Source organism: Streptomyces sp. URMC 124 (assembly GCF_051386455.1).
Taxonomy (GTDB): domain Bacteria; phylum Actinomycetota; class Actinomycetes; order Streptomycetales; family Streptomycetaceae; genus Streptomyces.
This window is the reverse complement of record NZ_JBPQTS010000027.1, coordinates 43,039-53,809: the sequence shown is the minus strand read 5'-3', so window position 1 is coordinate 53,809 and position 10,771 is coordinate 43,039. Positions and strand designations below refer to the sequence as shown.

The window sequence follows — 10,771 nt, the reverse complement described above, 5'->3', positions numbered from 1 at the left end:
GCCCCCTCCCGCCGTACGACCGCCCCCGCTCCGATCAGTCCGCTCCTTCCCCGCAGCAGACCGACCTCCCTGGAGACAGCCGATGGAACGCAAGCCCACCACCGTCCCGGTTCAGCCCGCCCCCTTCCGGATCGACGCCACCGGCAGCGACATCCACGGCGAGGCCGCCCGCATCCGGGCCCGGGGCGCGGCGACGCCCGTGGAGCTTCCTGGGGGAGTGGTGGCGTGGGCAGTGACCACCCAGCCGCTGCTGAAGGAGCTCCTGACGGACCCGCGCGTCTCGAAGGACCCCCACCAGCACTGGCCGGCCTGGGTCAACGGTGAGATCTCCCCCGAGTGGCCCCTGTTCACCTGGGTCGCGGTGCGGAACATGTTCACCGCGTACGGCACCGACCACAGGAGGCTGCGCGCCCTGGTCGCCAAGGCCTTCACCGCCCGCCGCACCGCCGCCCTGCGCCCGCGCATCGAGGCGATGACGGCGGAGCTCCTCGACGGCCTGGCCGCCGCGGATCCCGGCGAGCCCGTCGACCTGCGCGAGGGGTACGCCTACCCGATCCCGATCCAGGTCATCTGCGAGCTGTTCGGCGTCACCGACCCGGACCTCCGCGAGGGCCTGCGCGACTGCGTCGACAGCATCTTCCACACCTCCGCCGACCCGGCGGAGGTCACCGCCACGTACGCGCGGACCTACGAGCTCCTGGGCGCCCTCGTCGCCGCCAAGCGGACCGCCCCGGGCGACGACATGACCAGCGTGCTGATCTCCGCCCGCGAGGAGGACGGCTCCCGGCTCAGCGAGCAGGAGCTCCTCGACACCCTGCTGCTGGTGATCAGCGCCGGGCACGAGACGACCGTGAACCTCCTCGACAACGCCATCCACGCCCTGCTCACCCACCCCGACCAGCTGGCCCTCGTCCGCGCGGGCACGGCCGGCTGGGACGACGTGATCGAGGAGACCCTGCGCCACCGGTCCCCGGTGGCGAGCCTCCCGCTGCGTTACGCCACCGAGGACATCGCGCTCCCGGACGGCACCGTGCTGCGGCAGGGCGACGCGATCCTCGCCGCCTACGCCGCGGCCGGCCGCGACCCGGAGCTGCACGGCGCCGAGCCGGACCGTTTCGACGTCACCCGCGCCGTCAAGGACCACCTCGCCTTCGGCCACGGCGTGCACTTCTGCCTCGGCGCCCCCCTCGCGCGCCTGGAGGCCTCGATCGCCCTGCCCGCGCTCTTCGAGCGCTTCCCCCGGATGCGGCTCGCCGTGGAGCCGGGCGAGCTGCGCCCGGTGGAGTCCTTCATCTCCAACGGCCACCGGGCCCTGCCGGCGCTGCTGGACGGCTGACCCGCACCCTGCCGCTCACTGCAGACGCACATGCAGGAACGCGCGCGGACACACGCCGCACCCCGCGACCGGCCGGGTGCGGCGTGCGCCACATTTCCCTTCCGGCGGGTGGCGGGTGGGCGCCCGTCCGGGCGAGCGCTTACGATCCTCTGTTGTGTCCAAACTGACCGACCTGCCGAAACGGATCCTCATCGGCCGGGCGCTGCACAGCAGCAAGCTGGGAGAAACCCTTCTCCCGAAGCGCATCGCCCTGCCCGTCTTCGCCTCCGACCCGCTCTCCTCCGTGGCGTACGCGCCGGGCGAAGTGCTCCTCGTGCTCTCCGCGGCAGGCGTGTCGGCCTACCACTTCAGCCCATGGATCGCCGTCGCCGTCGTCGTGCTGATGTTCACGGTGGTCGCCTCGTACCGCCAGAACGTCCACGCCTACCCGAGCGGCGGCGGCGACTACGAGGTCGCCAACGTCAACCTCGGCCCCAAGGCCGGCCTCACCGTCGCGAGCGCCCTGCTCGTCGACTACGTGCTGACCGTCGCGGTCTCCATCTCCTCCGGCATCGAGAACCTCGGCTCCGCCATCCCGTTCGTCATCGAGCACAAGACGGCCTGCGCCGTCGGCGTGATCGTGCTGCTCACCCTGATGAACCTGCGCGGCGTCAAGGAGTCCGGCAAGCTCTTCGCGATCCCCACGTACGTCTTCGTGGGCGGCGTCTTCATCATGATCGTCTGGGGTGCCGCCCGCGGCCTCTTCATGGACGAGACCATGAAGGCCCCCACCGCCGACTACACCATCCACGCCGAGCACCAGGGCCTCGCGGGCTTCGCCCTCGTCTTCCTGCTGCTGCGCGCCTTCTCCTCCGGCTGTGCGGCCCTCACCGGCGTCGAGGCCATCAGCAACGGCGTCCCCGCCTTCCGCAAGCCGAAGTCGAAGAACGCCGCCACGACGCTCGCCCTGATGGGCGCCCTCGCCGTCACCATGTTCTGCGGCATCATCGGCCTGGCCATGGCGACGAACGTCCGCATGGCCGAGAACCCGGCCACCGACCTGCTCAAGAACGGCACGCCGGTCGGCGAGGACTACACCCAGAACCCGGTGATCTCGCAGGTCGCCGAGGCCGTCTTCGGAAGCGGATCGTTCCTCTTCATCATCCTCGCGGCGGCCACTGCACTGGTGCTGTTCCTCGCGGCCAACACCGCGTACAACGGCTTCCCGCTGCTCGGCTCGATCCTCGCCCAGGACCGCTACCTGCCGCGCCAGCTGCACACGCGCGGCGACCGCCTGGCGTTCTCCAACGGCATCGTGCTGCTCGCGGGCGCCGCTGCCGTCCTGGTCTACATCTACGGCGCGGACTCGACCAAGCTGATCCAGCTCTACATCGTCGGCGTCTTCGTCTCCTTCACCCTGAGCCAGACGGGCATGGTCCGGCACTGGAACCGCCACCTGCGCACGGAGACCGACCCGGCCAAGCGCCGCCGCATGGTCCGCTCCCGCGGCATCAACATGTTCGGCGCCTTCCTCACCGGCCTCGTCCTCGTCGTCGTCCTGCTGACGAAGTTCACCCACGGCGCGTGGGTCGCCCTGCTCGGCATGGTGATCTTCTACGCCACGATGACCGCGATCCGGAAGCACTACGACCGGGTGGCCGAGGAGATCGCCGCCGACGAGGGCCCGGGCGACGAGGCCGTCCGCCCCTCGCGCGTCCACTCGATCGTCCTGGTCTCCAAGATCCACAAGCCGACGCTGCGGGCCCTGGCCTACGCCAAGCTCATGCGCTCCGACACCCTCGAAGCGCTCAGCATCAGCGTCGACGCGGCCGAGACCAAGGCGCTGCGCGAGGAGTGGCAGCGCCGCAGCCTCGACGTCCCGCTGAAGGTCCTCGACTCGCCCTACCGCGAGATCACGCGCCCCGTCATCGACTACGTCAAGAGCCTCCGCAAGGAGAGCCCGCGCGACGTCGTCAGCGTCTACATCCCGGAGTACGTGGTCGGCCACTGGTACGAGCACCTGCTGCACAACCAGAGCGCCCTGCGCCTGAAGGGCCGCCTGCTCTTCACGCCGGGCGTGATGGTCACCTCGGTGCCCTGGCAGCTGGACTCCTCGGAAGCGGCCAAGCTGCGGGCGCGCAAGCGGGCCGAGTGGAACGCGCCGGGTTCGGTGCGCCGGGGCCCGGTGAGCGAGCAGAAGAAGGAAAAGGCGTCGACAAAGAAGTAGCGACGCAGTGACGTAACGAATCCGCCGGTCGGCGAATTCGCAGGTGGGGTGGGACGGCCCGTAGACTGGACGGCTGTCCCACCCCACCTTTCCCTTTACGTCTCTGGAGCCGACCACCATGCAGAACGCCCCGCAGGAATCGCTGGTCGGCGAGGAGTACGAGGTGGAGGTGGGCCCGGTGGCCCACGGAGGCCACTGCGTCGCCCGTACGGAGTCGGGCCGCGTGCTCTTCGTCCGCCACGCCCTGCCGGGCGAGCGCGTGATCGCGAAGATCACGGAGGGCGAGGCGACGTCCCGCTTCCTGCGCGCGGACGCGGTGGAGATCCTCTCCGCCTCCAAGGACCGGGTCCCGGCCCCCTGCCCCTTCTCCGGCCCGGGCAAGTGCGGCGGCTGCGACTGGCAGCACGCCAAGCCCGGCGCCCAGCGCCGCTTCAAGGGCGAGGTGATCGCCGAGCAGCTCAAGCGCCTCGCGGGCCTGACCCCGGAGGAGGCCGGCTGGGACGGCACCGTGATGCCGGCCGAGGGCGACAAGCTCCCCGCGGGCGAGGTCCCCGCCTGGCGCACCCGTGTCCAGTACGCGATCGACGCCGAGGGCCACGCGGGCCTGCGCAAGCACCGCTCCCATGACGTCCAGGTCATTGACCACTGCATGATCGCCGCGCCGGGCGTGAGCGAGCTGGGCATCGAGAAGCGCGAGTGGCCGCAGATCGCCACGGTGGAGGCCATCGCGGCTTCGGGCTCCGCCGACCGCCAGGTCATCCTGACCCCCAAGCCGGGCGGCCGCCTCCCGATCGTAGAACTGGACAAGCCGGTCTCGGTGATGCGAGTGGGCGAAAAGGATGGACGGGTCCACCGAGTCCACGGCCGCCCCTTCGTCCGCGAACGCGCCGACGAGCGCACGTACCGCGTGGGCGAGGGCGGCTTCTGGCAGGTCCACCCGCAGGCCGCCGACATGCTGGTGAAGGCCGTCATGCAGGGCCTCATGCCCCGCAAGGGCGACATGGCCCTGGACCTCTACTGCGGCGTCGGCCTCTTCGCCGGCGCCCTCGGCGAGCGCATCGGCGAGAAGGGCGCGGTCCTCGGCATCGAATCCGGCAAGCGCGCCGTCGAGGACGCCCGCCACAACCTCCAGGACCTCGACCGCGTCCGCATCGAACAGGGCAAGGTCGAGCAGGTCCTCCCGCGCACGGGCATCAAGGAGGCCGACATCATCGTCCTCGACCCGCCCCGAGCCGGCGCCGGCAAGCAGACGGTCAACCACCTCGCCTCCCTCGGCGCCCGCCGCATCGCCTACGTAGCCTGCGACCCGGCCGCCCTGGCCCGAGACCTCGCCTACTTCGCCGAGTCCGGCTACAAGCCGGTCAAACTCCGCGCCTTCGACCTCTTCCCGATGACCCACCACGTGGAGTGCGTGGCGATCCTGAAGCCCATGGGGAAGGACGCCTGACCTTTCGGCCTGAGGCGCAGCCACGGAGACCCTTGAGGCAGCGATGACGGCCGCGCCGGAGGCGAACGCGGACGGAGGCTCTGCCTTCAGTAGGAGTGGGGGCCGTAGGGGCTCCAGCCGTGCAGGAAGGGCTTCAAGTCTTCGGTGCGTGGTTCCGGGACCGTTGGCAGACGGGGCGGTGTGGTCAGAGGATTCAACCGCTTCACGTGGGCGTCGGCCCAAGCGATCCACGCCTCGGCGTCGGCTCTGACCTGCCCACTCGGCAAGCCCTCCACCTGCAGGCGGACGGCACTGAGGTACTCGGCCAGGCCGGCCGCGCGGCGCCACGCCTCCTCCTGCGCTTCCAGGTGCTTCACGCGATACGCCTCGGCGTACTCGGTGCGTGCTTGCTGCATCGCGGCTTCCCAGCGCAGCCGCTGATGCTTTGCCGCCTCCAAGTCGGCCAGCCGCTTGCGTTCGGCGGCTTCTCCTCGGAGATCCACCTCCTGCACGACCTCTGCGAGCTGATCTTCGAGGGGTCGCTCCGGAGTGTCTGCCCATTCACTCGCCCGGTGCGCCCGTCCGCCGCTGAGAACGATCCGCAGGCGGTCGGCAGGGGTGTAGTCGAACCGAGGGATCTTGACCCAGGAGTACCTCTTGGCCTCTGCGAGTTCCTTCTCGGTGGGCGTGTGCTTGCTCCGGTCCTGTTCCTGGATGATGAGGAAGCCGCACTCCTGCCCCTGAGCGGTGATCGTGAAGTGGGGATCGGCACTTCGCCGCCGATGCGGCGAGGGCGCGCCACGAGTCGCCCCGGCCTTACTGCTGTGGCCTCGCCTCTGAGTTGCGGTGATAAGCGCTTGAACAAGCCTCAATGCTCGCGCTTGCACGGCCTTGGTCAGCCCCATGGGCGGGGACTGGCTTTGCAGGGCTTTGACCACGGCATGGGGCTGAGTGAGTCTGGCCGGTACGGGGATGGGTTCGAGGACGGCCAGGCGCCACGCCGGGGTGTCTGTCAGCCGGATTTCGTAGCCCTCACGGCACCAGCTTCCGTGCAAGTCCTTCGTCTTGGGAATCCTTCCGGACCTGCGCGCCGCACTCACGCGGGCCGGCCAGTTCACGGCATTCGGGCCGCGGGCACTGCTCTTGACGATCCGGCCACCCGCTTCGGTCAGTTCCTCCAGAAGCTGCTCGGTGACCGTCTTGCGTGTCTGCTGTGCCTGTGACGCCTTCCGCGGGGCGGCGGGCGCAGCCGGTCCTGCGCTTGTGCCACTGCCGGTGGACGTTGCCGGAACCGTGGGAGCCGGCCTCTCCGCAGGCCTGGTGCGGCTGACCCGAGGCTGGGCAGGCGGGTAGTTCCCGTGCTGCAGATAGTGCTGGCCGGCACTGGTCAGGGCGGTGCTCCACTGCCCCCGCCGCTTCGTGACCGTGAGCAGTCCGCGGTTCTGCAAGGCCTGACAGGTGATCTTGTGCGAGCTGCCCTCCCACACACCGTCGAGGCATCCTTGTTGGACCCACCGCAACACTGCTAGCTGACGTTCATTGAGCTTCTGTTTCACATGAGCCTCCAGCCGGAGCGACAATACGCCGTCGGTCGCGAGCTGTGAGGTCTCTGGCTTTTTCTGGACCGGTGCCGGATACGCCTCCTTCGCGCGCCTCGCCGTGCCCGATGTCGTCCTTTACCGGAGAACGATGCGGGCGTTCCTCGCCACCAAGCAGAGGTTCGCGATGCACCTGCGGCCCGAGGACGTGCGCGAGGCTCTGCCGGCTGATGAGCGTCCGGCCGAACTGGAGATCGTGGTCGAGGCACTCGACAGCCTCGTGGAGCGGGGGAACCTGCGAGCCGATCCCGACACCGCGCGCGTCACCGCCGTCGAAGACTTCTACCGCAAGAGGTTCGTCTACCGGCTCACCCGGGCTTGGGGAGGCCGCGGAGGAGGCGCTGCCACGCACGACGAGGCGCTCGGTCGGCGCGGCGCGCGGCAGGCGGTGGCTCTGCACGACATTGTCACCCAGCTTGAGTGCCTTGCTCGTCTTGGGAACCGGGAACGAGCTCGACCCGGCCAAGACGTACCTCGCACTCGAGATGCCGGCCAGCCGGTTCGCGGCCCGCGCCGAGAGCGCGTACCCTCGCCGCCCGCATGGCACGACCGGTGCCTGCCGCCACACCGTGGGTCGAGTCCGACCCGACCTCCTGCGTATCCGCCCGCAGTTACGTCGAACCGGCAGCTGCGGACGGCGTCGCTCCTCGCGGACCTGGCATGACCATGCGCGCCCATGCTGCTCCGCCCGGGCCCCGGCCGGAATCTTCCGCGAACGTCGGTTCGAGGTCTCCTATACCCTGAAATGACACTCTGGACTGCAGGAACGGAGCTCCTCGCCATGTCTCGGCCTCGGCCTGACGTCACGGTCATCATTGCTGCGTACAACGCCATGCCGTACGTGACCGGCAGCGTCGGTTCCGTTCTTGAGCAGACCCTTGGGTTCGACCGGATCGAGTTGATCGTGGTCGACGACGGGTCCACGGACGGGACGGTGGCCGAGCTGGACCGGCTTGCGGAGCGGGCCGGGCCGGGGATGCGGGTTGTCCGGCAGGCGAATTCCGGGGGGCCGGCCGGGCCGCGGAATCTTGGGCTCGAGCAGGCCACCGGGCGTTATGTCTACTTCCTCGACGCGGACGACCGCATCGGGCCCGAGGCCCTCGAGCGCATGGTCGCGGCCGCGGATGAGAACGGGTCCGACGTCGTGCTCGGGCGGATCGTCGGCGAGGGCGGGCGTCGGGCGCCTCAGTCGATGTTTCGGAGGAACCAGCCCAAAACGGATGTTTTCTCTTCCAGGGTCTACTGGACGCTCAACCCCATGAAGCTGTTCCGTCGCGAGCTGATAGACCGGCTCGGGCTCCGCTTCGACACCGGGCTGTCGATCGGCGAGGACCAGCCGTTCGTCGCCACCGCCTACCTCCAGGCCGCCGCGATATCCGTCGTCGCCGACTACGACTGCCTCTACTGGGTCGCGCGCGAGGACGGCAACAACATCACCGCGCAGGAGCACGGCGCGCGGATGCGAATAGACCTCTTCCGGATGATGTCGGGCCTCGTCGCCGAGCACGTACCGGCCGGCCCCGGCCGCGACACGCTGATGCACCGGCACTTCGCCGTCGAACTGCGCGACGCCGTCCTCCAGTTGAGCCGCGAGCCTCAGCGCGACGTACAGGACAAGCTGCTGCACGAGCTGGCGGACCTTGTCGCGCTGCACTGGAGCGAGGGCCTGGCCGCCCGTCTGCCCGCCGTGGTCCGCCTGCGCTGCCACCTCATCCGCCACCGGCTCCTCGACGAGCTCCTCACCCTCGTCCGCTGGGAGCTCGACCGGGGCGCCGCCAGCTACGGCATCACCACCCTCGCCGCCACCGCCGCCACGCTCCCCGACCTGCAGATCGAGGACGGGCGCGTCTACGCGCTCCACCCCTACTTCCGCGACTCCACCCTCAACATCCCCGACGACTGCTACGACATCACGGCCGAACTGCGCGTCCGCCACCGCGTCGACTCCGCGGAGATCAACGCCGCCGGGCTGCGCCTCACGGGTCACGCGTACATCCACCGCATCGCCACGCACGACGTCACCACCGAACTCGTCCTCCGCAAGCGCGGCACGGACACCGAGCACCGCCTTCCTGTTCATCACACCCCCACCCCGGGGCTGGGGGCCGAGGAGGACGGCGGTCTCCATGAGTACGACACCGCCGGGTTCGACGCGACGATCGACCTCGCCTCGCTGACCGCCGGCCTCTGGGACCTCTCGCTCGCCGTGGGCGCCCAGGGCATCGTCAAGGAAGCCCGCCTCGGCAGCAGCCGCGCCGAGTCCGTGACCGCCGCCACGACCACCCTCGTCACGGACGCGGGCACGGCGGTCGCCCTCTTCACCACCAAGCCCTACGGAAACCTCTCGCTGGACATCGGCGAGACCCGCCACCGCGTACTGCCGCGCCTGCGCGTCACCGGCGCGAAGTGGGCGGCCGACGGCCCCGCCACCCTCGCCGTGAGCGGCCGCTGCGCGCTGGCGAGCCGGCCCGAGGGCGCGCTGACGGTGCGGGCCGAGGGGCCGAAGGGGGTCGAGCAGGTGATTCCGGTTGAAGCTTCGGCCTCCGACGGCACCTTCACCGTGCAGGTGCCCTGCACGACCGCCGGTGAGTGGGCGCTGACGCTCCGCCTCGCCGCGGCCGGCAAGGAGTGGTCCGTACCCGTACCGCCGCAGCCGTCGCTGAAGCCGGCGCGCTGGCAGCGGTTCGGCCTGCCGTGGTACGCGAAGCCTCTGCCCGGGCGCGATGCGCTGACGCTGCGCGTCGGACGGGTGGAGCTGCTCAAGGCGGTACGCGGGCGTCTGAAGCAGCGGTAGGGACGGCAGCGGCGCTGACCTGCGGATCTTTACGGTTCCTTGTGACGCCCGGGGGTCGCCCCGCCCCCGGTCACCCTCCGTGCTCACGTAGTGTTGATCTTGGTCGTGTGGCCCTTCGGCGCCCCGTCCCCGTCTCCCGTGCCCCGTGCCGGGCTAGTCGGGGCGCGCGCCGTACGGGGTCACGTCGTGTCCAAGGAGGGGGAAAGCACGTGGGGGAGTTAGGGCCCAAGCTGCGGGCGGCGCTGGAGGGGGTTCCGGCGAGCAGGCCACCGAGCAGGCAGCCGAGCAGGCTGAGCAGCTCCGCGGGAGCGCCCGGTACCGAAGCGCAGCAGTCGCCACCGCAGCACTCTCAACCGCAGCCGGTGTACAAGCTGTCCGCGAACGAGAACCCGTATCCGCCGCTGCCCGGCGTGATCGAGCGGGCCGTGGCCGGTGCGCAGGGAATCAACCGCTATCCCGACCTGTGGTGCGGGGAGCTGACGCGCGAACTCGCCGCGCGCTTCGACGTGCCGGAGTCGCACATCGCGACCGGCACCGGTTCGGTCGGCGTCACCCAGCAGCTGCTGCAGATCACCGCGCAACCCGGTGACGAAGTCCTCTACGCCTGGCGGTCCTTCGAGGCGTACCCCGTCCTGACCCGCATCGCGGGCGCCCGGCCCGTCGAGGTGCCGCTGGCCGCGGGCGAGGTGCACGACCTCGACGCCATGGCCGCAGCCATCACCGAACGCACGCGCCTCATCTTCGTCTGCAACCCCAACAACCCGACCGGCACCATCGTGCGCCGGGCGGAACTGGAGCGCTTCCTCGACCGCGTGCCGTCCGACGTCCTCGTCGTCCTGGACGAGGCGTACATCGAGTTCGTCGAGGACGAGGACTTCCCCGACGGCATCGACGTCTACCGCGGCCGTCCCAACGTCTGCGTCCTGCGCACCTTCTCCAAGGCGTACGGGCTCGCCGGCATGCGCGTGGGCTTCGCCGTCGCGCACGAACCCGTGGCCGCCGCCCTACGGAAGACGGCCGTCCCCTTCGGCGTGACGCAGTTCGCGCAGGACGCCGCCGTCGCCTCGCTACGGGCCGAGGCCGCCATGCGGGAGCGCGTGACCGCCCTCACCGCCGAACGGGCGCGGGTGAGCGCGGCGTTGACCGGCCAGGGCTGGGCCCTGGAGCCCTCGCACGCCAACTTCGTCTGGCTGCGGACCGGGGAACGCACGGACGCCCTCGCGGAGTTGTGCGCACACGAGGGGATCCTGGTGCGGGCCTTCAACGGCGAGGGCGCGCGCATCAGCCTGGGGGAGCCCGCCGCGAATGACCGGTTCCTTTACGTCGCCGAGCGGTTCCGCAAGGAGTTGCCGGGTGTGTAGCGGGTCGGCACCCGGCGTTCCCCGGTAATTCCCACCCCTCTACCCCTCTA

The 10,771-nt window shown here is 70.4% G+C and carries 7 protein-coding genes; 6 read left to right on the top strand and 1 reads right to left on the bottom strand.

Features of this window, described 5'->3' with window-relative positions:
- The first annotated feature begins 82 nt into the window (after positions 1–82).
- From ACSNOG_RS08405 to ACSNOG_RS08395, 3 genes are all read left to right on the top strand, one after another.
- Positions 83–1,336 (top strand): cytochrome P450 family protein, encoded by a 1,254-nt coding sequence (locus tag ACSNOG_RS08405; protein ID WP_436751922.1) that lies wholly within the window; start codon positions 83–85, stop codon positions 1,334–1,336.
- Between the two features lie 154 nt (positions 1,337–1,490).
- On the top strand, positions 1,491–3,542 hold the full coding sequence (locus tag ACSNOG_RS08400) for an APC family permease (RefSeq protein WP_436751921.1): 2,052 nt from the start codon (positions 1,491–1,493) through the stop codon (positions 3,540–3,542).
- A gap of 118 nt (positions 3,543–3,660) precedes the next feature.
- Entirely contained in the window at positions 3,661–4,989 is a 1,329-nt protein-coding gene (locus tag ACSNOG_RS08395; protein ID WP_436751920.1) for a class I SAM-dependent RNA methyltransferase, read from the top strand.
- An 86-nt stretch (positions 4,990–5,075) separates the two neighbouring features.
- Here ACSNOG_RS08395 and ACSNOG_RS08390 read toward each other — a convergent pair whose 3' ends face one another.
- Complete coding sequence (locus ACSNOG_RS08390; RefSeq protein WP_436751919.1) at positions 5,076–6,524, bottom strand: hypothetical protein; 1,449 nt, start codon at positions 6,522–6,524, stop codon at positions 5,076–5,078.
- 133 nt (positions 6,525–6,657) lie between these two features.
- Between ACSNOG_RS08390 and ACSNOG_RS08385 the strand changes: the two genes are divergently transcribed.
- The 3 genes from ACSNOG_RS08385 (at position 6,658) to hisC (ending at position 10,721) form a co-directional block, all read left to right on the top strand.
- On the top strand, positions 6,658–7,230 hold the full coding sequence (locus ACSNOG_RS08385; protein WP_436751925.1) for a DUF2397 family protein: 573 nt from the start codon (positions 6,658–6,660) through the stop codon (positions 7,228–7,230).
- 117 nt (positions 7,231–7,347) lie between these two features.
- A complete protein-coding gene (locus tag ACSNOG_RS08380) occupies positions 7,348–9,360 on the top strand; it encodes a glycosyltransferase family 2 protein (protein WP_436751918.1) in 2,013 nt (670 codons plus the stop codon).
- 209 nt (positions 9,361–9,569) lie between these two features.
- On the top strand, positions 9,570–10,721 hold the full coding sequence (gene hisC, locus ACSNOG_RS08375; protein WP_436751917.1) for a histidinol-phosphate transaminase: 1,152 nt from the start codon (positions 9,570–9,572) through the stop codon (positions 10,719–10,721).
- Positions 10,722–10,771: the final 50 nt, after the last annotated feature.

Bases quoted from the DNA above. Each gene is read 5' to 3' on its own strand.
- ACSNOG_RS08395 (WP_436751920.1), top strand. From the start codon at position 3,661: ATGCAGAACGCCCCGCAGGAATCGCTGGTCGGCGAGGAGTACGAGGTG.
- ACSNOG_RS08385 (WP_436751925.1), top strand. From the start codon at position 6,658: ATGCGGGCGTTCCTCGCCACCAAGCAGAGGTTCGCGATGCACCTGCGG.
- ACSNOG_RS08380 (WP_436751918.1), top strand. From the start codon at position 7,348: ATGTCTCGGCCTCGGCCTGACGTCACGGTCATCATTGCTGCGTACAAC.
- ACSNOG_RS08405 (WP_436751922.1), top strand. From the start codon at position 83: ATGGAACGCAAGCCCACCACCGTCCCGGTTCAGCCCGCCCCCTTCCGG.